At 72.5% G+C, this 20,696-nt stretch carries 17 protein-coding genes and 1 pseudogene; 4 read left to right on the top strand and 14 right to left on the bottom strand.

Translation table 11 applies throughout. The annotated features are described in order from the left end of the window. Nucleotides 1-20 precede the first annotated feature (20 nt). Genes narI through ACH4K4_RS00535 form a run of 4 tightly spaced genes read right to left on the bottom strand, consistent with a single transcriptional unit; the run spans nt 21 to nt 6,653 of the window. The gene (narI, locus tag ACH4K4_RS00550) at nt 21-737 is read right to left on the bottom strand and encodes a respiratory nitrate reductase subunit gamma (protein WP_398163778.1); all 717 of its coding nucleotides are present in this window, start codon (nt 735-737) and stop codon (nt 21-23) included. Continuing rightward, a complete protein-coding gene (gene narJ, locus ACH4K4_RS00545; RefSeq protein ID WP_398163777.1) occupies nt 734-1,348 on the bottom strand; it encodes a nitrate reductase molybdenum cofactor assembly chaperone in 615 nt (204 codons plus the stop codon). The genes narI and narJ overlap by 4 nt, the downstream gene beginning before the upstream one ends. Continuing rightward, nucleotides 1,345-2,979: a nitrate reductase subunit beta gene (gene narH / locus ACH4K4_RS00540; RefSeq protein ID WP_398163776.1), complete on the bottom strand. Its 1,635-nt coding sequence runs from the start codon at nt 2,977-2,979 to the stop codon at nt 1,345-1,347. Before narH ends, narJ begins: the two co-directional genes overlap by 4 nt. After that, entirely contained in the window at nt 2,979-6,653 is a 3,675-nt protein-coding gene (locus tag ACH4K4_RS00535) for a nitrate reductase subunit alpha (protein WP_398163775.1), read from the bottom strand. The genes narH and ACH4K4_RS00535 overlap by 1 nt, the downstream gene beginning before the upstream one ends. A 355-nt stretch (nt 6,654-7,008) precedes the next feature. On the opposite strand from ACH4K4_RS00535, the gene ACH4K4_RS00530 reads away from it, so the two are divergent. Continuing rightward, on the top strand, nt 7,009-7,848 hold the full coding sequence (locus ACH4K4_RS00530; protein WP_398164485.1) for an SDR family NAD(P)-dependent oxidoreductase: 840 nt from the start codon (nt 7,009-7,011) through the stop codon (nt 7,846-7,848). A gap of 359 nt (nt 7,849-8,207) precedes the next feature. Next, nucleotides 8,208-8,651, top strand: coding sequence for an ATP-binding protein (locus ACH4K4_RS00525; protein WP_398163774.1), 444 nt, complete (start codon nt 8,208-8,210; stop codon nt 8,649-8,651). Here the strand turns inward: ACH4K4_RS00525 and ACH4K4_RS00520 are convergent. The 5 genes from ACH4K4_RS00520 to ACH4K4_RS00500 are packed head-to-tail and all read right to left on the bottom strand — an operon-like array spanning nt 8,637 to nt 12,705. Continuing rightward, nucleotides 8,637-9,923 carry a PP2C family protein-serine/threonine phosphatase gene (locus ACH4K4_RS00520; protein ID WP_398163773.1) on the bottom strand — a complete coding sequence of 429 codons (1,287 nt, stop codon included), beginning with the start codon at nt 9,921-9,923 and terminating at the stop codon, nt 8,637-8,639. The two genes, ACH4K4_RS00525 and ACH4K4_RS00520, sit on opposite strands and share 15 nt — an antisense overlap. Continuing rightward, nucleotides 9,920-10,951: a SpoIIE family protein phosphatase gene (locus tag ACH4K4_RS00515; protein ID WP_398163772.1), complete on the bottom strand. Its 1,032-nt coding sequence runs from the start codon at nt 10,949-10,951 to the stop codon at nt 9,920-9,922. The genes ACH4K4_RS00520 and ACH4K4_RS00515 overlap by 4 nt, the downstream gene beginning before the upstream one ends. Next, nucleotides 10,936-11,427, bottom strand: coding sequence for an ATP-binding protein (locus ACH4K4_RS00510; RefSeq protein WP_398163771.1), 492 nt, complete (start codon nt 11,425-11,427; stop codon nt 10,936-10,938). Before ACH4K4_RS00510 ends, ACH4K4_RS00515 begins: the two co-directional genes overlap by 16 nt. Beyond that, nucleotides 11,411-11,821, bottom strand: a complete 411-nt coding sequence (locus ACH4K4_RS00505; RefSeq protein ID WP_398163770.1) for an STAS domain-containing protein — start codon at nt 11,819-11,821, stop codon at nt 11,411-11,413. Before ACH4K4_RS00505 ends, ACH4K4_RS00510 begins: the two co-directional genes overlap by 17 nt. Continuing rightward, a complete protein-coding gene (locus ACH4K4_RS00500; protein WP_398163769.1) occupies nt 11,818-12,705 on the bottom strand; it encodes an STAS domain-containing protein in 888 nt (295 codons plus the stop codon). Before ACH4K4_RS00500 ends, ACH4K4_RS00505 begins: the two co-directional genes overlap by 4 nt. 597 nt (nt 12,706-13,302) lie before the next feature. Here ACH4K4_RS00500 and ACH4K4_RS00495 point away from each other — a divergent pair. Further along, nucleotides 13,303-14,262, top strand: a complete 960-nt coding sequence (locus ACH4K4_RS00495) for a D-2-hydroxyacid dehydrogenase family protein (RefSeq protein WP_398164484.1) — start codon at nt 13,303-13,305, stop codon at nt 14,260-14,262. On the opposite strand, the pseudogene ACH4K4_RS00490 reads toward ACH4K4_RS00495, so the two are convergent. Then, nucleotides 14,231-14,725 (bottom strand): annotated as a pseudogene (locus ACH4K4_RS00490) (alpha/beta fold hydrolase); the annotation flags it as partial. The gene ACH4K4_RS00495 and the pseudogene ACH4K4_RS00490 sit on opposite strands and share 32 nt — an antisense overlap. Beyond that, nucleotides 14,703-16,217, bottom strand: coding sequence for an MFS transporter (locus ACH4K4_RS00485; RefSeq protein WP_398163768.1), 1,515 nt, complete (start codon nt 16,215-16,217; stop codon nt 14,703-14,705). The pseudogene ACH4K4_RS00490 and the gene ACH4K4_RS00485, both read right to left, overlap by 23 nt. Before the next feature lie 131 nt (nt 16,218-16,348). On the opposite strand from ACH4K4_RS00485, the gene ACH4K4_RS00480 reads away from it, so the two are divergent. Then, a complete protein-coding gene (locus tag ACH4K4_RS00480) occupies nt 16,349-17,233 on the top strand; it encodes a helix-turn-helix transcriptional regulator (protein WP_398163767.1) in 885 nt (294 codons plus the stop codon). Between the two features lie 9 nt (nt 17,234-17,242). Here the strand turns inward: ACH4K4_RS00480 and ACH4K4_RS00475 are convergent, their stop codons facing one another. The 3 genes from ACH4K4_RS00475 to ACH4K4_RS00465 all read right to left on the bottom strand — a co-directional run bounded on the left by ACH4K4_RS00475 (nt 17,243) and on the right by ACH4K4_RS00465 (nt 20,683). After that, nucleotides 17,243-18,430, bottom strand: coding sequence for a thiopeptide maturation pyridine synthase (locus ACH4K4_RS00475; RefSeq protein WP_398163766.1), 1,188 nt, complete (start codon nt 18,428-18,430; stop codon nt 17,243-17,245). Continuing rightward, nucleotides 18,427-19,449, bottom strand: a complete 1,023-nt coding sequence (locus tag ACH4K4_RS00470; RefSeq protein WP_398163765.1) for a lantibiotic dehydratase C-terminal domain-containing protein — start codon at nt 19,447-19,449, stop codon at nt 18,427-18,429. Before ACH4K4_RS00470 ends, ACH4K4_RS00475 begins: the two co-directional genes overlap by 4 nt. 157 nt (nt 19,450-19,606) lie before the next feature. Beyond that, nucleotides 19,607-20,683 (bottom strand): glutamate--cysteine ligase, encoded by a 1,077-nt coding sequence (locus ACH4K4_RS00465; protein WP_398163764.1) that lies wholly within the window; start codon nt 20,681-20,683, stop codon nt 19,607-19,609. Nucleotides 20,684-20,696: the final 13 nt, after the last annotated feature.

Raw genomic sequence — 20,696 nt, 5'->3', positions numbered from 1 at the left:
CAACCGGGCTCTCGGGGGGTTCACTCCGAGAGCCCGGCTCCGCGTGATTCTGGCCTGGCGGTGGCGCGGGACCGGTAGACGATGTACGGGCGGCCCAGGTAGCCGACCGGCGCGGTGAAGGCGTGGACAAGGCGGCTGAACGGCCAGAGCGCGAACAGCGCCATGCCGAGAAGGGTGTGGAGCTGGTAGACGAAGGGCGCATGGGCCATGACGGGTACGTCCGGGGCGAACGTGAACAGGGAACGGAACCACACCGCGACCCCCTGGCGGTAGTCGTAAGGGTGGGCGCTGGTGGTGGTCGCGGTGGCTGCGAGTCCGGCGAGCAGTACGCAGAGGAGGACGGGGTACATGAGCCGGTCGCTGCGCCGGGTGGCGTGGCGTACGGCCCGTACCGTCAGGCGGCGGTAGATCAGGATGGCGAGGCCCGCGGTGGTGGCCAGGCCGGCCACGCCGCCGATGGTGAGGGCGTTGGCGTGGTAGAGCCACTCGTGGATGTGCACGTACTCGGTGAAGGATGCGGGGATGAGCAGGCCGGTGATGTGCCCGGCGATGACGAAGAGCAGGCCGTAGTGGAACAGCGGCGAACCGATGCGCAGGAGCGCGCTTTCGTGCAGCTGGCTGGAGCGGGTCGTGAAGCCGAAACGGTCGTAGCGGTAGCGCCAGGCGGTGCCCGCGACGAGCAGGGTGGCGACGAGGTAGGGCAGGATGCCCCACAGAGCGGTGTGCAGGTGATTCACCGTCGGGCTCCTTGCGGCTGGGAGCCGGGAAAGGGGTCCAGGCCCACGGCCTCCGTGGGGGGTGGGCCGGAGCGGGCCAGGCGGCGGGCGGCGGCGCGGTCGGCGGGGCGTGGCCCGGGGAGTGTGTGGCAGACGGCATTCAGGATGTCGCCGTAGGGACTGCGGTGTTCCTCCAGTGCCATGCGGAGGAGTTCCAGGGCGGCCCGGTGCTCGGCCAGCAGTCGGCATCCGGTTTTCGGCGTGCGGGCCGCGAATTCCAGCAGCAGCGGGAGGTAGTCGGGCAGTTCGTCGGGGGGTGGCTGCCAACCGGCTTCGCGGTAGCGGCTTTTGAGGTGAGCGAGGGTGGCGCCACGGCGGCGGGTGTCGCCGTCGGTGTAGTACGTCATGTGCAAGGTGCGGCGGGGGCTGCGGTCGAAGGTGGCGACGTATCGGGCGGCGAGGACGAGCGGTGGTACGTCCTGTACGCGGGTGCAGAAGCGCAGCAGGAGCGCGGCTTGCTCGCCGGGTACGGGGCGCAGCGCTTCGTGCACGGCCCGGTGCCGGGCGGGCCAGTCGGTACCGGGGTAGCTCAGTAGTAGGGACGCGGCCTGGTGGATCAGCGGTGTGTTCATGAACGGCCCTGTCGGCGGGGCGAGGGATCGTCGGAACGGCGGGGGAAGAGGCCGTTGGGGCGGCCGCTGCCGTTCCAGTTGAGGAGGTTGAACCGGCCACGCAAGGAGGTGCCGGTTCCGGACGCCGGTACGGCGGCCGGCGAGGCGTGGAAGCCGTCCGCGTCGTACGTTCCGCCATACATGCCAGGGCCGCCGTCGCCGTCGAGACTGCACCCCTCGTCGGTGTGCGGGGCCCCGGCGCTCGTGTAACCGGTCGGGATGACGTAGCGCTCCTCGTACTTGGCGATGGCCAGCAGCCGGTACATGGCTTCGACGGCCTCGGTGGTCATGCCCACCGAGGCGGCGATGGCCGGATCCGGGTCCTCGCCGAGGTTGGCGCGCCGCATGTGGGCGCGCATCGCGGCCAGCCGGCACAGAGCGGCCTCGACCGGTGCCACGTCGCCCGCCGTGAACAGGTGGGCGAGGTACTCCAGCGGGATGCGCAGGGAGTCGATGGCGGCGAACAGCTTGGCGGGGTCCTCGCCGTCGTGCCCGGTGGCGGTCAGGGACTCCACCACGGGGGACAGCGGGGGCACGTACCAGACCATGGGCATCGTGCGGTACTCCGGATGCAGCGGCAGGGCCACCTTGTAGGTGCTGATCAGGGCGTACACGGGGGAGTTCCGGGCGGCGGCGACCCAGTCGTGCGGGATGCCGCAGGCCTCGGCGGCGCGGGCGACCCCGGGGTCGCCGGGGTCGAGGAAGCAGGAGAGCTGCGCTTCGTACAGGTCCTGCTCGTCGGCGGTGGCGGCGGCCGCGCCGACGCGGTCCGCGTCGTACAGGACGACGCCGAGGTAGCGCAGCCTGCCGACGCAGGTCTCCGAGCAGACGGTGGGGTCGCCCGCTTCGATGCGCGGATAGCAGAAGGTGCACTTCTCGGCCTTGCCGGTCTGGTGGTTGAAGTAGACCTTCTTGTACGGACAGCCGGTCACGCACATCCGCCAGCCGCGGCAGCGGTCCTGGTCGACGAGGACGATGCCGTCCTCGATGCGCTTGTAGAGGGCGCCGGAGGGGCACACGGCCACGCACGACGGGTTCAGGCAGTGCTCGCAGATCCGGGGCAGGTAGAACATGAACGCCTGCTCGTACTCCAGGCGCACCCGGTCGTTCATCTTCTTCAGTACGGGGTCGCCGGCGAGCTGGCCGGGCCCGCCGCCCAGGTCGTCGTCCCAGTTGGGGCCGCCGGTGACGGCGGTGGGGCGGCCGTCGATCAGCGAGCGGGGCGGCGCGGTGGGGACGTCGTCGCCGAGCGGGGCGGCGGTGAGGTTCTCGTAGTCGTACGTCCACGGCTGGTAGTACTCGTCCAGGGTCGGCAGCCGGGGGTTGGCGAACAGCCGGGCCAGGCGCCGGGCGCGGCCGCCGCTGCGCGGGACCAACCGGCCGTGCTTGCGCTGCCAGCCGCCCTGCCAGGTGTCCTGGTCCTCGTAGCCGCGGGGGTAGCCCTGGCCCGGCCTGGTCTCCACGTTGTTGAACCACACGTACTCGGTGCCGGAGCGGTTGGTCCACGTCTGTTTGCAGGTGACCGAACAGGTGTGGCATCCGATGCACTTGTCGAGGTTCATGACCATCGCGACCTGTGCCATGACGCGCATCAGTAGCTGACCTCCTGGGAGCGGCGGCGGATGGTGGTGACCGCGTCGCGCTGGTTGCCGGTGGGGCCGTAGTAGTTGGGGGCGAAGGACAGCTGGGCGTGGCCGCCGATGAGGTGGGTGGGTTTGATCAGCAGCCTGGTCAGCGCGTTGTGGACACCGCCGCGCCGCCCGGTGGTCTGCGAGAGCGGCACGTTCACCAGGCGTTCCTGCACGTGGTACATGAACACCGTGCCGGTCGGCATCCGGTGGGAGACGACCGCGCGGGCCACGACCACGCCGTTGGCGTTCACCGCCTCGATCCAGTCGTTGTCCGCCACGCCGGCGGCCTCGGCGTCGGCCACGCTCATCCAGACGACCGGGCCGCCGCGGGCCAGAGTCTGCATCAGCAGGTTCTCCTGGTACTCGGAGTGGATGGACCATTTGGAGTGCGGCGTGACGTAGCGCACGGTCACCGACCGCCCGGCGGACGCGCCGGGACGCGGCCGCTCACCCAGTGCGGCCAGGTCCAGCGGCGGGCGGAAGACGGGCAGCTGCTCGCCGAACTCGGCGATCCACTCGTGGTCGAGGTAGAAGTGCTGGCGGCCGGTGAGCGTGTGCCAGGGCTTGCGGTGCTCGGTGTTGACGGTGAACGGCGCGTACCGGCGCTCGGGCCCTTCCTTGCCCGACCACTCGAAGCTCGCCGACACCTGCACCGGGCGGGCCTGGGTGTCGGAGAAGACGACGCGCCGCTCGGCGACCGAGGCGGCCAGTTCCTCCAGGCCGTGGCCGGGGCCGCAGCGTTCGGCCAGCCGGGCGAAGCCCTCGGCGGCGAGGCGGCCGTTGGTGGTGCCCGACAGGGCGAGGATCGCCTCGCACAGTTTGACGTCCGTGTCGAGCAGCGGCCGGCCGCGTGCCGCGCCGCGGGTGGCCGTGCCGCAGCGGGCGGCGAGCCAGTCCGTTTCCGGGCCGACCCGGACGGTGACGCCCTTGGCGGACAACCCCCGCTCCCCGGACAGCGGGCCGAAGGCCGCGAGCTGGTCGGCGAGCGCGGTGTAGTCCCGTTCGACGAGCGTGAACCGCGGTCCGGTCGGCCCGTGCGGCGGCGCCTCGTCGGGCGTGTCGTGTTGCAGGGCCGTGGCCACCAGGTCGCACGCGCCCTCCAGGCGCCCGGCGGCCAGCCGGCTCACCTCCCGGGCGAGCCCGTGGAAGATCTCGAAATCGGTACGGGCCTGCCAGGGCGGGCTGATCGCGGGGGAGAAGGCGTGCACGTACGGGTGCATGTCCGTACTCGACAGATCGTGCTTCTCGTACCAGGTCGCGGCCGGCAGCACGAGGTCGGCGAACAAGGTGGTGGACGTCATGCGGAAGTCCAGCGCCAGCAGCAGGTCGAGCTTGCCGCGCGGCGCCTGCTCGTGCCAGGCGACCGCACGCGGGCGGGCTCCGGGTGGTGCCTCCTGGGCTTCCGCGTTGTCGTCGGCGCCCAGCAGGTGGCGCAGGAAGTACTCGTTGCCCTTGGCCGACGAGCCGATCAGGTTGGCCCGCCAGACCGTCAGGACACGCGGCCAGTTGGCCGGGGCGTCGGGGTCCTCGCAGGCGTACGAGAGCCGGCCGGCCTCCCGCTCGGCCGCCAGCCACCGGCCGGGCTCCGCACCGGCCTCGCGGATGCGCCGGCCGAGGTCCAGCGGGTTGGCGTCGAAGGTGGGGTACGACGGCATCCAGCCCTGGCGGGCGGAGTGGGCCACCAGGTCGGCGGTGTGCCGGCCGGTGAACAGGCCCCGGCCGGCCGGGGAGGCGAGCGCGTCGGCCGGGGCCCGGTCGTAACGCCACTGGCCGGTGTGCAGGTACCAGTACGGCGTGCCCGCCATCTGCCGCGACGGGCGCACCCAGTCGGCGGCCGTGGACAGCTGCTGCCAGCCCGCGTACGGCCGCACCTTCTCCTGGCCCACGTAGTGGGCCCAGCCGCCGCCGTTGACGCCCTGGCACCCCGTCAGGAGGAGCAGCGACAGGAACGAGCGGTAGATGGTGTCGGAGTGGAACCAGTGGTTGGTGCCCGCCCCCATCACGATCATGCAGCGGCCCCGGGTCCGCTCCGCGGTACGCGCGAACTCCCGCGCCACGCGCACCGCGGCCCGGGCGGGCACCGACGTGATGGCCTCCTGCCAGGCCGGTGTGCAGGGAAGGGCCGGGTCCTCGTAGGAGAGCGGCCACTGCCCCGGCAGGCCGGCCCGCCCCACCCCGTACTGCGCCAGCAACAGGTCGAAGACCGTGGTCACCAGGCGCCCGCCCACCTCGCGCACCGGCACCGAGCGCCGCACCACCGCCCCCGCCTCGTCGAAACGCGGCAGCACCACCGGGGCGGTCGGGCCACCGGAATTCCGGTGGAGGCTCAACTGCGGAACGATGTCCCCCAGGCCCAGGTTCCAGCGCCCCGCGCCGCCCTCGGCCCAGCGGTCGCCGAGCGTGCCGCGCGGTACGACGGGGGCGCCGGTGACCGTGTCGACGAGCACGGGCATCCACCGGCGGGCCTCCGCGGCGGCGCCGGTGGCCAGTCCCGCGTCCTCCGCGGTGAGGAAACGGCCCGGCACGCGGGCACCGTCCGGCTGCCCGGGGCCTTCGTACGGCTCCAGCCCGACGAGGAACGGCAGGTCCGTGAACCGCTTCACATAGTCGGTGAAATACGGCACCTCGCGGTCGACGAAGCACTCCCGCAGGATCACGTGGCCCATCGCCATCGCCAGCGCCCCGTCCGTGCCCGGATGCGGGTGCAGCCACTCGTCGGCGAACTTCGTCGCGTCCGCGTAGTCGGGCGAGACCACCACGACCTTCTGGCCGCGGTAGCGGGCCTCGGCCATCCAGTGGGCGTCCGGGGTCCGGGTCACCGGCACGTTCGAGCCCCACAGCATCAGGTACGCCGCGTCCCACCAGTCGCCCGACTCCGGCACGTCGGTCTGGTCGCCGAAGACCTGCGGCGAGGCGATCGGCAGGTCCGCGTACCAGTCGTAGAACGACAGCATCGGCGCGCCGATCAGCGACATGAACCGGGCGCCGACCGCGTGCGAGGCCATCGACATCGCCGGGATGGGGGAGAAGCCGGCGATCCGGTCCGGGCCGTGCTCCCGCAGGGTGTGCACATGGGCCGCGGCCGCGATCTCCAGTGCCTCGTCCCAGCCGACGCGCACCAGGCCGCCCTTGCCGCGCGCCGTCTGGTAGCGCCGGCGCTTCTCCTCGTCACCGGTGACCTCGGCCCAGGCCGCCACCGGGTCCCCCAGCCGGTCCCGCGCCTCGCGGTACATCTCCACCAGCACGCCGCGCGCGTACGGATACCGCACCCGGGTGGGCGAGTAGGTGTACCAGGAAAAGGCGGCGCCGCGCGGGCAGCCCCGGGGTTCGTACTCCGGGCGGTCGGGGCCCGTCGACGGGTAATCGGTCGCCTGTGTCTCCCAGGTGATCAGACCGTCCTTGACGTAAACCTGCCACGAGCACGACCCCGTGCAATTCACCCCGTGGGTGGAACGCACCACCTTGTCGTGGGCCCACCGCTCCCGGTACGGGGCGTCGTTGACGCCCTGGTCCACCCGGAAAACAGCCCGCCCGTCCGCCGTCACCGGCGCGCGGCGCAGCAGTCGTCCGGCCGCGAGCAGCCGTTCGGCCGCATCCGCCGCGACACGCTCCGCCTTCGTTTTGCCACGCCACATACGAGCGGCTCCTCTTCGGGCCACGGTGGCGCTTCGCATCGCCACGCCTCACGACGAACGCACTCCAGATTCCTCTTGCCGCGGGCCGATACGGGGACGCTTTTTCGCCAGTTGGGCAGCTTTGGACTACATTTTTGCCGCGCTTTGCCGTCGTTACTCAGAGGTCACCCGGACGGCACGTTGTGGTCGGCAGGTGCCGGTGTCCGGCGGGTCGTCGACACCCGTATGCCCCGAATCATCATGGTTCCGGCCTTGGGTCCCCAGGGGTGGGTGCCGGACGACAGCCTCTTCCTTGAATGGCAGACCTTCCTTAATCTGTCTCCCCGACGCGGGGCCGGCGCGATGCGGAGGGGAAATGGAAAACCTGGAGAACAAAGTTGCCGTCGTTACCGGTGCGGCGAGTGGTATCGGAAAAGGAATGGCGGAGACGTTCGCCGGCGCGGGAATGCGCGTGGTGCTGAGCGACGTGGAGGAGGCCGCGCTCCGCGCCACGGCGGCCGGGCTGCGCGACGCGGGCGCCGACGTGCACGCCGTGGTGACCGATGTGTCCTCGGCCGGGGAGGTCGCCGCGCTCGCCGAGTCCGCGCTCGGGACCTACGGCGCCGTGCACGTACTGTGCAACAACGCGGGCGTTTACACCGGCAGCCGACCGAGTTGGGAGAGCACGCTCGACGACTGGGAATGGATCCTCGGCGTGAATCTGATGGGGGTCGTGCACGGAATCCGCACCTTCCTGCCCGTCATGATCGAACAGAACGAGGACGCCCATATCGTCAACACCGCCTCGCTGGCCGGACTGCTGACCGGCGGATCGCTGTACGGCGCGACGAAGACGGCCGTGGTCGCCCTGTCGGAAACGGTCCACCTCGAACTCGTCCGGGACGGTCTCAAGCCGCGGATATCCGTGCTGTGCCCCGGCCTCGTCGACACGAACATCTACCATTCCCAGCGCAACCGGCCGGCCCGTCTCTCCGACGCGGGTCCGGTTCCGGGCGACTGGTCCGTCGAGGCCGCCAAGAAGGCATTCAAAACCGGTCTCAGCCCCCGGGCCGTCGGCGAGCGGGTGGTGGAGGCGATGCGCGAACAGCGTTTCTACATTCTGACGCATCCCGAATACGGGAAACACATCGAGCACCGGATGACGCAGCTCCTCAACGGCGACAATCCCACCCTGCTGCCCATGCCGGGGCAGTGATCCGAGGGTGTGACGGACCGTGACCGGAACCGGACCCGGAGTCGGGTAATGCGGGGCCGGGGTGCGGCGGTTATGCGTGCCACGATATTTTTGTCGCCGCTCTGCCGCTCACCGCGTCAGCTTCCGGGTACCCGTCCCCGGCGGCTGCCGGCGATGCGTCTACCCTGCGATCGGATGAGTATTCCGTATGTGTGCGGTGTATTGCGCTCCGTGACGCCGCCGGCACCGATTACCGGAGTCCGGGGCCCCAGTTGGGAAGAAACAGGTGCTCGGTGCGCGAAGGGGTGATTACGGGATACGGGGACGGGAAAGCTGCCCGACTGTACGTCTTATCGCCGAACGGGAAACAGGTGAGCCCGATGAGCAGCACCACGGCAGCGCGGAACGTCACCGCGCCGGCGCCACTGGTGGTGACCCTGGAGAGCTGCCCCCAGGCGGCGGCCACCGCACGTGATGTGACCGCCGGTCATCTACGGAGCCTGGGGCCCCCGGTCGATCCGGACACCCGCGACGCGGTGGTACTGATCGTCTCCGAACTCGTCACCAACGCCGTACGGCACGCCGAGGGCCGCGTCTGCACGCTGCGCCTGGCGGCGGACGCCCGCTCGGTCACGGTGTCCGTGGCCGATTCCAGCCCCCGCGTACCGCACGAGCGGGACCCGGACGTGCGCGGCGAGGGCGGCGGCTTCGGCTGGCCGATGGTCCGCCGCCTCGCGGCGTCCACCTCCGTGCGGCCCACGCCCCGCGGCAAGACCGTCGAAGCCGTCGTGGCACGGGTGCCCGGCCCGTCAGGACGGCCGTGACGCCAGGCGGATGGCCAGGGCCAGCGTGTCGTCGGAGTGCAGGATGACGGTGTGCATGTCGGCGGCGATCGCCCCGGGCACGTCCGCTATGGGCCGGTGCCGGTGGCGCCGGGCGCTCTCCGCCAGGCGCTGTTCGCCCTCCCTGGGATCCCGGCGGCTCTCGGTGAGGCCGTCGGTGTAGAGGACCAGCAGGTCGCCCTCCGCCAGTCCGGCCCGCAGGAGCCGGTCGCTGCCGGGCAGCGGGTAGCCCACGCCGCGGCCGCGGACCTCCAGATACTCGTGACGACCCGACGCGCGGACCACCAGGGCCGGCGGGTGGCTGCCGTTGGCCAGCTGCACCTCGCCGGTGCGCGGGTCGATCCTGACCAGCAGGACCGTCGCCATCAGCTCCGGATCGAAGGGCGAGAGGATCTCGTCCGTGCGCGCCACGATGGACGTCAGCGGGTGGCCTTCGAGGGCCAGGGTGCGTACGGCGTGCGTGACGTTCAGGGCGCTGCGGGTACTGCGTACCCCGTGGCCGAGCGCGTCGACGACGGTGATGTGCACCGTACCGTCCGGCAGGACGAACCAGTCGTAGAAATCTCCGCCGGTGGGGGCGTCGGTGCCGGCCGGAGCGTAGTGGACGGCCAGTTCGAGCCCGTCCACCAAGAGCGGCGGAGGCCGCAGCGCGTCCTCCAGTTCGCGCAGGATGTGCCCGTGCGCCGTGCGCAGCTGCTCGTCGCGCTCCTCCAGCTGGACGTACAGGGCCAGGACCCCGCTGTTGGTCTCGGCGAGTTCGTGTGTCAGCCGGCGCTGGTCGGCGGTGAGCGCGTCGACGCGGGCCAGTGCCGCGCGCAGCTCCTCCTCCAGCAGCTCCGTCTCGGCACCGGAGGCCGGCGAGCCGCCGAGCCCTCCCGAGCAGCCGTCCGGACCTGCTCCGTCCGCGGCGTACTCCGGTCCCGGCAGCGGCACGTGCCAGGTCGTGCCCCCGTCACCCGACCGCTGGGCCGGCAGCGGCACGGCCTCGTCGGGAGCGGGGACGGGGGAGCGGAGGGTGACGGCCAGCGACAGTGCGGAGGAACGGTCTCCCGCGTCGGCCTGGGCCGGCCGGGAGGACGGCTCCAGGGCCGCTTCCAGGGTGACGCCCTGGCCGGCCCGGAACGCCGCGCCGGCCAGCGCGCTGACCGACAGCACGAGCCGGGCCCGGGTCTCGGCGGGCAGGGAGTGCGACGTACCGAGCAGGCGCACGGCGCGGCGCAGCGCCTGCGGGGAGTGGAAGACGTGAGGTGTCACGGAAGTCTCTGGTGGAGGTTGGCGGTCAGTACGGTCGCGTCGTCCCGGGCGTGGCGGTGGCCGTGGACGAGGGCGGTGGCCAGCAGCGGTGCGGGCAGCCGCAGCAGGAACGGGGCCGGGTCGCGGGCCCACCGGTGGTCTATGCCGTCGGTGTGCAGCACGGCGGTGGCGCCGGGCTCCCACGGGAGCTCGCGGGTGCGCGGCGGCGGCATCTCCAGCCCGGCGACGCCGGGCTGGCCGGTCAGCCGGTGGCCGGTTTCCTGGTGGGTGACGGCCAGGAAGCGCACATTGCCGATGCCGCAGTACTGCGCGCGCCCGGAGTCCAGACGCAGCAGCCCGACCGCCGCGCCGCGGCTGCGCCGCAGGGCACGGTGCACCCGGACGAGCAACGCGGGCAGCGGCTCGTCCGGCACCTTGGCGAACGCGCGCAGTGCGATCTGGGCGGCCTCCGAGGCAGGTGGCCCGTGCCCGAGCCCGTCGACGACGATCGCGGTGAGCCCGCCATCGCCGGTCTCGGCCATGGCGCAGGCGTCCCCGCTGACCTCCTCGCCCTCGATGGGCAGGCAGACGCTGCCGACCGCCCGGCGGGCCGTCTCCGCGTCCGCGGGCGCCGTGAGCCGCGCGCAGGCCAGGGTCCCTTCGGGCTCCTGGGTACGGATGGCGAACGTGGTCGCTATCCGGCTGACCCCGCCCAGACCGGCGCCGAGGGTCTCGGTCGTCGTATAGCCGTCGGCCAGGCACCGCTGGAGCTCGGCCATCCCCGGCCCGCGGTCCACGGCGAGGATCTCCACGCCGGTGCCCAGCGGCACCTTCTGGAGGAACAGCGCCCCGTCGGTCGCGTGCTTGGCCAGGTTGCTGCCCAGCTCCGAGGCGACGACCGCGGCCCGGTCGGGCAGCGCGCCCGTCAGCCCGCACCGCCGGGCCAGCGCCCTGGCCGCCTCGGCGGCCAGGTGCACCGCGCTGTAGTGGTCGATACGGATGTACGCGGTCGGCGGGACGGTGGGCAGAGCGGTCAACGGTCGGCCCATCGCGTGGCGGTCACGGTCGTACCGCCGCCCTTGCCGGTACGGATCTCGAACTCGTCCATCAGGCGCTGCGCACCCCCCAGCCCGTGACCGAGCCCGGCACCCGTGGTGTAGCCGTCGGCGAGCGCCGCGTCCACGTCGGCGATGCCGGGGCCGCTGTCGCTCACCGTCAGCCGCAGGCCCACCGAGCCGGGCCGGGTCGGGTACTCGATCGCGACGGTGCCGCCCCCGCCGTGCACGTAGGCGTTACGGGCCAGCTCGCTGGCGGCCGTGACCACCCGGGTCTGGTCCACGATGCTGAAGCCCACCCGCAGGGTGGCGGCGCGCACGGCGTGCCGGATGGCCATCAGGTCCGGCTCGCTGCGCACGGTGAGCACCGTGGCACCGGCCGGGTCGCCGCCGCGGCCATGGCCCTCGCCGCCGTTGAGCACCGCGGTACCGGCGGTGCCCGTACCGCGGACTTCACCGGCGTCCGTCATGCAATACCTCTCCGGAGGATCGGGGGCTGCGGTGCCAGCCCAGCGCGACCATGCCGTGTTCCGCGTTCAGCGCGGTCTCCACGCCGGTCAGGCTCAGCCCCAGCTCGGCCAGGGTCAGCGCGACCGGCGGGCGCATCCCGGCGACGATCACCCGGGCCCCCAGCAGCCTCGCCATGGTGGTCAGTTCCATCAGGGTGCGGGCCACGAAGGAATCGATGATCTCCAGGCGGGAGATGTCGATGAGCACACCCCGTGCCCGGTCGGTGGTGATGCGGGTGGTCAGCTCCTCGGTGAACGCCACCACCGTGGCGTCGTCCAGCTCGTTGAGCAGCCCCGTGACCAGGACGTCGCCGAGGCGCAGGATGGGGATGCCGACCGGGCCCGCGCCGCTCACCGGTTCTCCTCGGCCGCGGCCGTGGCGGGCCGGGCGGCGCTGTCCTTGGTGATCTCGACGGCGGCCGCCAGCGCGTCGGCGAGGGTGGCGCGGGTCAGGATGGTGGACAGGTCGATGCCCAGCTGGGCGATGGTCTGCGCGATCGACGGGCGGATGCCGCTGATCACACAGTCGGCGCCCATCAGCCGTACCGCGTTCACGGTCTGCATCAGGTGCTGGGCGACGGCGGTGTCCACCGTGGGCACACCGGTGATGTCGACGATGGCCACCAGCGCCTCGTGCTCCTGGATGGCCTCCAGCAGGTTCTCCATCACCACCTGCGTACGGGTGGTGTCGAGGGTGCCGATCAGGGGGACGGCCAGCACCTGGCGCCACAGCCGTACCACCGGCGTGGACACTTCCAGCAGCTGCCGGCTCTGCCTGCGGATGATCTCCTCGCGGCCCTCGACGTACGTCTCGAAGGACAGGGCGCCGGCGCTGTCCAGCAGCCGGTTGATCAGTACCGCGGCGGTGAACAGTTCCTCGGTGTCCCGCGTCTGCCGCTGTACGGCCTCCAGCAGGGCTTCCTTGAGCGCCAGTACGGCCAGCGAGGTGATCGTCGGCTTCGCGCCCGCGCGGGCCCGGCGCATCGACAGCTCGGTGACCGCAGCGTGCAGCTCCTGGTACGTGGCCACCAGCCGGTTCACCGGCACGGTGCTCTCCAGCGCCTGCGCGAGGGCGCCGAGCAAACTGTCGGCCTCTTCGCGCAGTTCGCTCTCGCTCACGCCGTTGCCCAGCTCTTCCTGGGCCAGCTGGAGCTGTACCCAGCGGTCGGCGACGGTGTCGGCCTCCGCGCGGAGCGCGTCGGTGACACGCTCACGTGCCGCAGCCTCGATGGAACTCAACCCGCGGTCCTTTCCTGTTGGTTGACGCGCGTCAGCGCGTAGGGCGTGTCGCCGGCGCGGTGCGTACCCAACCACACGCGATCTTCGATTACCGTCCGGCAAATGCTACCGAGCCCCGCCGGAGGCAGGAAGACAGGTCCGTCCCTGCGCCGCCGGCGTGACGGCGGCCACGCCCGGTCACCGGTTCCTTACCGGTCCCTCCCAACGAAACCTTCCCGCGGACAAGAGGTGAACACCCGAGTACCGGGAATGCGCCTTCGCACACCTGCGCAAGGGGAATCCGGAGCGTGAGAAAGATCTCGATCCGGTGGTTTGCGCGAGGCGTCCGACGTGCGCGGGGCCGGAAACGGGCGGCCCGTGCTCGTCCGCCGGCCGCGGTGGGCCGCTTCCCACACGTCGAGGGTTTCGGCGGCCTCCTTGGCCAGCTCGGCCCCTGCTCGCGGCCCAGGAGCTCGGCGAGGGTGGTGGAAGGGATGCGGCCGAAGCCGGAGTTGTCGTACATGATCTCCTTCTACCGGGGCCGGTCGAACCCTGCCAAGCCTCTCCGGCCGGCGCCCCGGACCGTACTGCCGGACCGTACTGAGGGAGATGACCGCCATGCGACTGCGCTGCGCCGTGCTCGACGACTTCCAGGACGTCGCCACCACCATCGCCGACTGGAGCCCCGTCCAGGACCGGGTGGAGGTCACCGGCTTCACCGGGCACTTCGCCACCGAGGACGAACTGGCCGAAGCGCTGGCTCCCTTCGACATCGTGGTCACGCTGCGCGAGCGGGTGCCGTTCCCGGCCGCGCTGTTCGCCCGGCTGCCCCGGCTCAAGCTGCTCGTCGCCTCCGGCATGCGCAATTCCGTGATCGACCACGCTGCGGCAGCCGCACACGGCGTGACCGTATGCGGAACGGCCAGCTCCCCGACCCCGCCCGTCGAGCTGACCTGGGCGCTCCTGCTCGGCCTCGCCCGCGGCGTGGTGCACGAGAGCAACGCGCTGCGCGCCGGCGGCCCGTGGCAGTCCACGGTCGGCGCCGACCTCCACGGCCGGCGCCTCGGCCTGCTCGGCCTGGGCAAGATCGGCAGCCGGGTGGCCCGGATCGGTGCGGCGTTCGGCATGGACGTGGTGGCCTGGAGCCGGAACCTCACCAAGGAGCGGACCGACGAGGCCGGCGCGCGGCTCGCCGCGAGCAAAGAGGAACTGCTGCGGAGCAGCGACTTCGTCTCGATACACCTGGCGCTCGGCGACCGCACCCGCGGCCTGCTCGGCGCCCCCGAACTCGCCCTGCTCAAGCCGACCGCGTACCTGGTGAACACCTCCAGGGCAGCCATCGTCGACCAGGAGGCGCTGCTCGCCGCGCTGCACGAGGGCCGGATCGCCGGCGCCGGCGTCGACGTCTTCGACATCGAGCCGCTGCCCGCCGGCCACCCGATGCGCACCGCACCCCGCCTCCTGGCCACACCCCACCTCGGCTACGTCTCCGAGGACAACTACCGCACCTACTACGGCCAGGCCGTCGAAAACATCGAGGCCTACCTCAAGGGCCAGCCGGTACGCCGCCTCGGCTGACCCCGTACGCGCCCCGGATACCGTGAACACGCCCGCGCGAGCAGCGCGTCCACGGCCTGGAGCACCGCGTCCGCCCTCTCCTCGTGCAGCCACCCGTGCCCCGCGTCGCCGAGGACCCGCTGCTCGCCGCGCGGCGGAACTCGTCGCGCAGCGGCCCCGGCCAGGCGGCGAAGTGCCGGAGCAGCCGGGCGCGGGCCTGTTCCAGCTGTTCCGGCGTGGGCTCGGCCGACTCCTGGCCCGCCATCTGCTCCAGCATCTCGTCGAGCCTCTCCCGTGCGCGCCGGGAAGCGCGGACCACCAGGTCCTCGTGAAAGGGGTCGAGCAGGAGCAGGCCGGACACCTCGTCGGGGAAGAGTCTGGTGTAGTGGCGCGCGTAAGCGCCGCCCAGGGAATGGCCTACCAGCAGGTACGGGCCGGGAGTGCCGGTGGCGTGGAGCAGTTCACGCAGTTCGCCGGTGACGCCGGCCGGCCCGCTGTTCCGGAGTGAGTGCCGACCAGTGCAGGAGGGCCGAGACGGCGAGTGCCAGGGTGAGGTTGAAGGCCAGGGCGGCGGTCAGGGCGTGGCCGTATGCGGCGGTGTCGTGGTGGGGGGCGTCGCCCAGTGTGCCGTAGAAGATGACGCCGACGGCGGCGACGCCGACCGAGCCGCCCACTTGCTGCCCGGTGGACAGCACGCCGGAGGCCATGCCGATCTCGGCGGGGCGTACGCGCGAGAGCACGGCGTTGAGCAGCGGCGTGACCAGCATGCCGGTGCCCGCGCCGATCACCAGCAGCGGTACGACGAGAGTCCAGGCCGTCAGCGCCGCTCCCGCGTGGACGACGGCAGCGATGGCGGCGGCGTGGCCCAGGGCGAGGGTCAGCGCCCCGGCCTGCAGCAGCCGGCGCCCGTGGTGGGCCATGCGCCCGGCGGCGATGCTGCCCGCGAAGAAGGCGGCGGCGAACGGCAGGTAGGACATCCCCGCCGTGAGCGTGCTCAGGCCGAGGCCGTCTTGCAGGGTGACGGACAGGACCAGGAAGAAGGAGTTGATGCCGAAGTACGCGAGGAGGACCAGCAGCATGCCGACGGCGAAGGCGCGCTCCCGCAGCAGGCCCAGCCGTATCAGGGGCGAGCCGCCGCGCGCCTCGACGCGGCGTTCCACGAGCGCGAACCCGGCGAGGGCGAGCGCCCCCGCGGCCAGGCCGGCCCAGGCCCACACCGGCCAGCCGGCTTCGCGGCCCGTGATCAGCGGCACGACGAGGAGAAAGAGCGCGGGTGTCAGGACGGCCGTGCCCGCCAGGTCGAGGCGGCGGCCCTCCGGAGCCCGTGTCTCGGGGACGAAGGCGGCGGCGAGTGCCAGCGTGAGCAGGCCGACGGGGACGTTCACCCAGAAGACCGGGCGCCATGACGTGCCGAAGAGGTCGGCGGAGACGAGGACGCCGCCGAGCAGCTGACCGGCGACCCCCGCCGTACCGATGACCGCACCGAGCACCCCGAACGCGCGGGCCCGCTGTTCCCGTGGCAGCAGTACCTGGATCGTCGAGAAGACCTGCGGGAACATCACGGTGGCCCCGAGCCCCTGCACCAGCCGCGCCCCGATCAGCGCGCCGGGGCCTGGCGCGGCGGCGCAGCCCGCCGACGCGAGCGTGAAGAGCGCCATGCCGGTCAGGAAGCACCGCTTGCGCCCGTACAGGTCGCCGAGGCGGGCGCCGGTGATCAGGGCGACGGCGTAGGTGAGCTGGTAGCCGGCGAGGACGAGTTGGACGTCCGCGTCCGAGGCGGCGAGGTCCTGCTGGATGGCGGGCGCGGCCACGAGCACGATGAAGGTGTCCAGGACGGCCATGAAGACGCCGATGAGGACGACGGACAGGGCGCGCCAGGGCGAGGGCCCGCGCGGAGCGGTACCGCGGGTGCCGGTGCTGCTCGAAGCGTTGCGGGGGGATGGTGGGGGAACGGCCGTCGGCTTGGTGTGCGTCATGCTCCGAGCCTGGTCGGGGCGGCGACGGGCATACAGAGGCTGCTTATGCTGGTGGTCGCGGTACCCCCTTGGCGCGGCGCGTACGGGGAACGGGCGGACGAACGGGCGGACGAACGGGAATGGGCGGTCGGGTGGGAGCGCGCGGGCAGGGCGCCGCACAGGACGGGCGGGCCGCGGGAGACGGCAGGGAACGCCGCCGGGTGCTGGCCGAGTTCCTCCGTTCCCGCAGGGAACGGATCACGCCCGCCGACGCCGGCCTCCCGGCAGGACCCCGCCGCCGTACGCCCGGCCTGCGCCGCGAGGAGGTCGCGACCCTCTCCGGGGTCAGCGTCACGTGGTACACATGGATGGAACAGGCCAGGGACATCACCGTCAGCGGCCAGGTGCTGCACAGCCTGGCCCGGGTGCTGTGCCTCTCACCGGCCGAGGCCCGGCACCTGTTCGCGCTGGCGGGGCAGCCGCTGCCGGAACCGGTGGCCGGGCGCGCCGGGAGCCGGCCGTTGCAGCGGCTGGTGGACGCGCTCGACCCGCACCCGTCCTACGTGGTCGCGCCCAACTGGGACCTGCTGGCGTGGAACCGTGCCGAGGCGGGCCTCATCGGCGACCCGGACGGCTGGGCGGACCCCGGGCGCAACCTGCTGCGGCTCGTCTTCACCGACCTCGGGACCCGCTCGCTGCTGGCCGACTGGCCCGACCAGGCCCGTACGCTCCTGGAGCAGTACCGCGCGGTCGCCGACCGGCACACCGGCGACCCGGCGTTCGAGCGGCTGACCGCCGAACTGCGCGGCCGCAGCGAGGAGTTCCGTACGTGGTGGGACACCCACGACGTCGCCGAGTTCCGGCCCACCCGCAGGATCTTCGACCATCCGCGCCTGGGCCGGCTCACTTTCGACTACGTGAAGCTCACCCCGGTCGACACCCCCGGCGTCACGCTGGTCTCCTGCCTGCCGTCCGACGCCGGCACGGCCGGGAAGCTGCCGGAACTGAGTGCGGAAGCGCATCCGCGCGAGGCGTAGTCATCCGTCTCACGGCGTCTGTGCGTCCGTGCCCTCGGAGGCCCACCGGGTGCCGATGCGGGACCATTCGGGGGTGTCGGCCGTGGGGGAGGCGACGACGTAGCGCTCGAAGTTGCCGATCGCCGAGACGCCGTGCACCGCTTCGACGGTGTTGGCCGCCAGGTGGCAGAGCAGGCCGCGGTCCACCGGTTTGAGGCCCAGGCGGTTGAGGTGGACGTAGAGATAGTTCACCACCAGCCGGAAGGACGCGAACCAGTGGTCGTCGCGGAGGAAGTCCGCGTGGCCGTGGTCGGTCTGCAGGAGGCGGTGGAAGTCGCTGAGCTGCCGGGTGGGCAGGCGCGGTGCGCGGCCGGCGCCGCTCAGCGTCAGCTCGCCGGACTCCAGCAGCGGAAGCGCGGTGCGCTGGCAGCGGCGTACGGCCCCGGCCCAGTCGCGGACGAACGGCAGCTCGTCCCCGCGGTCACCGGACAGTACGGACTCCACCGCGCGCAGGCGGCCGGCCAGCGCGTCGGCCTGCCGCCGGTGGCGCTCGTCGAAGGCCGCCCGGTACCCGTCCGGGTCGTGGGTACGGGACAGGAACGCGTCGGCATGGGAGCGCAGGGACATGAAGCCGCGTTCGATGGCCGCGCCGTCCTCGTCGAAGGGGACGGCCGCGACCGACACGGTGGTCCACATCAGGTCCAGTGCCAGTACGGGCAGCGCCCCGCCGGAGCGGAGGTGGTCGTACATCGCGAACGCCAGGTCGTTGGTGTCGCTGAGGAAGCCGGCCAGCACCTCGCTGCCTTGCATCGACCCGAGCACCGGCAGCCGGTGGTCGTAGGGCTGTTCGAGGACGGTGTTGTCGGGCACCCAGGGGTGCCGTGGCCCCGTCTCCATCTCCAGTTCCGCCAGCCGCTCGTGCACCGGGGCCAGTGCGGCTTCGTCCAGCCGGGCCGTGGACGGGTGGTCGCGGAGGTAGGCGTCGAGTGCCGAGACGACCTGGGGCCGGACGTGGGAGGCCCAGGTCTCGTCCGGTGTGCGGAAGTTCAGGCGCAGGTGCGGGCCGCGGAGCCAGTGTCGGCCGAACCAGGCGCCGCTGACCGAAGCGCGTACCGCCTCGAACGCCGGGCGGACGGCGTCCAGGACGAGCGCGGGTTCGGTGTGCTCGTCGTGGTGGTGGACGTGGATGCTGTGCCACGGTGCGGGCGGCTGGTTCACGGGGCGCTCAGCGCCTCGGGCAGCTCGGCGAGGACCCGGCCGACCAGGAAGCGCACCTGGCTCTCCTGCCAGAGGGTCAGCCCGAGCCGGTTGTTGACCAGGTGGCCGCAGCGCAGCAGTACGAGGCTGGTGGCCGGGTGGGCGGTGGCGGCCAGTTCGAGCGGGCCGGCCAGCGGGGAGGCGGGCCACTCGTTGGCGAAGGCGCCCGCGTCCTCCAGGGCGTGCAGCTCGTGCCGGAGCCGGCGCAGTGACGCCAGCCAGTACGCGCGGTGATCGGGACCCTCCGGCCGGGCCGCCAGGCGCCAGGTGCGCCGGGCCCGCTCCTGGAGCTGTGCGCGCTGTGCGCGGTAGCGCGGTTCGACGTCGGCGGATTCGGGGCCGCTGCCGAACGGCAGCGGCGGGCCGCCGTGCCGGGACCACCGGTCGCGCACCTCGTCGCAGAGCGCGAAGACGCCCACGACCAGGTCGAACGCCAGCATCGCGCGCTGTTCCACGGTCGCGCCGGTGTCGACGACGGACAGGGCCAGCCGACTGGACTCCTGGAAGTGCTGTTCCACGGCGGCGATGGCCGGGCCGTGGCCGAAGTCCGAGTGCTCCCGCTCGTAGGGCGGGAAGTCGAGCGTGTTGTTGGGCCGCACCTCTTCCTGCCGCCGGTCGTCAGGGCGGCCTTCCAGGCTTGCCAGGCCCTCGGAGACCTCGGCGAAGCGCGACCGGTCCACGACGTCGGGGGACGGTGTGCGCGTCAGGAACGAGCGGATCTGCTCGGTCACCAGCCGTTCGACTTCTGCGCGGTCCGCGGTGCGGGCGGGCAGCAGCCGCAGCCGGACGTGCGGCCCGCCTTCCCAGTACCGCAGGAAGAAGTGACGCTGCACCAGGCCGTCGGCGGTCAGCTTGGCGACCAGCGGCCGGACGCAGCCGGTCAGCAGCGCGTCCTGGTCGGTGTCGTAGAAGACGTGCGCGCTCACCCAGTCCGAGCCCTCTACGGTGCCGGGGTCCAGCCGGTCGCTACCGGTCAACATCTCGCCCTCCGTTGATCTCGACGGTCGCCGGTTCCGGAGCGCCGGTCCCGGCACCGGCCGGATCCGGCCCACCCCGATCCTCGTGCGGCGGTGCGGGCGGGGTCTTCACGGTGCGACCGAAGGGCGCACCGTAGTTTCGGGGCGCGCCGACCGCAGGTCACGGTGCCGTACGCCGTACGCACTCCTCGACGACCGAGCGCAGGTCGCCCGTGCGGCGCAGGTGTTCCCGCTGGACGCGGGCCCCGTTGCCGCGGTCCATCAGGGTGTCCAGGCGCTCCTTGGCGAGCCCGAGGTCGCCGGAGTCCTCCAGCGCCTCGGTGACGTGGTCGAGCAGGGCGCGCACCACCGCTTCGGCGGGCGCGGGCGTCCAGGTGAGCGGGTGGACGAGGCGGCCGGACAGCCCGGAGCGGCCGGCGCGCCAGGACGCCAGCCGCAGCAGGCCGATCCCGGCGGGGTCCGGCGGTTCGCCGGCGCGCCACGCGCGGGCCGCCGTCTCCACCAGCCCGCGCGTCAGGGCGGCGAGCAGCACCGTGTCGTCGGGCTGGAGGCACACGTCGGCGACCCTGATCTCGACGGTCGGGTAGCGGCGCGACAGCCGGGCGTCGAAGTAGATCATGCCCTCGTCGAGCAGGGTCCCGGTCGCGAGCAGCGCCTGTACCTGCCGGTGGTACCCCGCCGCGCAGCCGAACGGTTCGACGGGTCCTGCCGAGGGCCAGCGGTTCCACACCCGGCTGCGGTAGCTGCTGTAGCAGCTGTCCTTGCCCTGCCAGAAGGGGGAGTTGGCGCTCAGCGCCAGCAGCGTCGCCAGCCACGGGCGTATCCGGTCGAGCACCGCCACGCCCTCGTCGTCCGACTCGACCGAGACGTGGATGTGGCAGCCGCAGGTGAGCTGCTCCTGCGCGGTCAGGCCGAACTCCTCCTGTAGCCGCTCGTAGCGCTCGTCCACGCTGAGGGACGGCGTGACGGGCAGCGGCGAGGTCGCCAGGGCCACCAGTTCCGTCCCGGCCACGCGCGCCCGGCGCGCCGCCTCGCCGCGCCAGCGGGCGACCTCGGCGGCCAGGTCCTCCATGAGCGTCGTGGGGCGGGTGGCGATCTCCAGCTGCTCGCGGTGCAGTTCCTTCTCCAAGGTGGAGTCGTCCGGGGCCATGGCCAGCACGGTCCCGGAGACGGCACGCGGCTCCCCTGAATGCGGATCCACCAGGAGAAGCTCTTCTTCCACACCCACGCTCCGCATACGACAGCCTCTC

It is taken from the genome of Streptomyces sp. NPDC017529 (assembly GCF_044329785.1).
In the GTDB taxonomy this organism is placed as follows: domain Bacteria; phylum Actinomycetota; class Actinomycetes; order Streptomycetales; family Streptomycetaceae; genus Streptomyces.
Note: the sequence above shows the minus strand (reverse complement) of the source record. Positions and strands in the feature narration are given on the sequence as shown.

Excerpts from the sequence above, each read along its gene's own strand:
- narJ (WP_398163777.1), bottom strand. The coding sequence starts at position 1,348 with ATGAACACACCGCTGATCCACCAGGCCGCGTCCCTACTACTGAGCTAC.
- narH (WP_398163776.1), bottom strand. The coding sequence starts at position 2,979 with ATGCGCGTCATGGCACAGGTCGCGATGGTCATGAACCTCGACAAGTGC.
- ACH4K4_RS00535 (WP_398163775.1), bottom strand. The coding sequence starts at position 6,653 with ATGTGGCGTGGCAAAACGAAGGCGGAGCGTGTCGCGGCGGATGCGGCC.
- ACH4K4_RS00530 (WP_398164485.1), top strand. The coding sequence starts at position 7,009 with ATGGAAAACCTGGAGAACAAAGTTGCCGTCGTTACCGGTGCGGCGAGT.
- ACH4K4_RS00525 (WP_398163774.1), top strand. The coding sequence starts at position 8,208 with ATGAGCAGCACCACGGCAGCGCGGAACGTCACCGCGCCGGCGCCACTG.
- ACH4K4_RS00515 (WP_398163772.1), bottom strand. The coding sequence starts at position 10,951 with ATGGGCCGACCGTTGACCGCTCTGCCCACCGTCCCGCCGACCGCGTAC.
- ACH4K4_RS00510 (WP_398163771.1), bottom strand. The coding sequence starts at position 11,427 with ATGACGGACGCCGGTGAAGTCCGCGGTACGGGCACCGCCGGTACCGCG.
- ACH4K4_RS00495 (WP_398164484.1), top strand. The coding sequence starts at position 13,303 with ATGCGACTGCGCTGCGCCGTGCTCGACGACTTCCAGGACGTCGCCACC.
- ACH4K4_RS00485 (WP_398163768.1), bottom strand. The coding sequence starts at position 16,217 with ATGACGCACACCAAGCCGACGGCCGTTCCCCCACCATCCCCCCGCAAC.
- ACH4K4_RS00470 (WP_398163765.1), bottom strand. The coding sequence starts at position 19,449 with ATGTTGACCGGTAGCGACCGGCTGGACCCCGGCACCGTAGAGGGCTCG.
- ACH4K4_RS00465 (WP_398163764.1), bottom strand. The coding sequence starts at position 20,683 with ATGCGGAGCGTGGGTGTGGAAGAAGAGCTTCTCCTGGTGGATCCGCAT.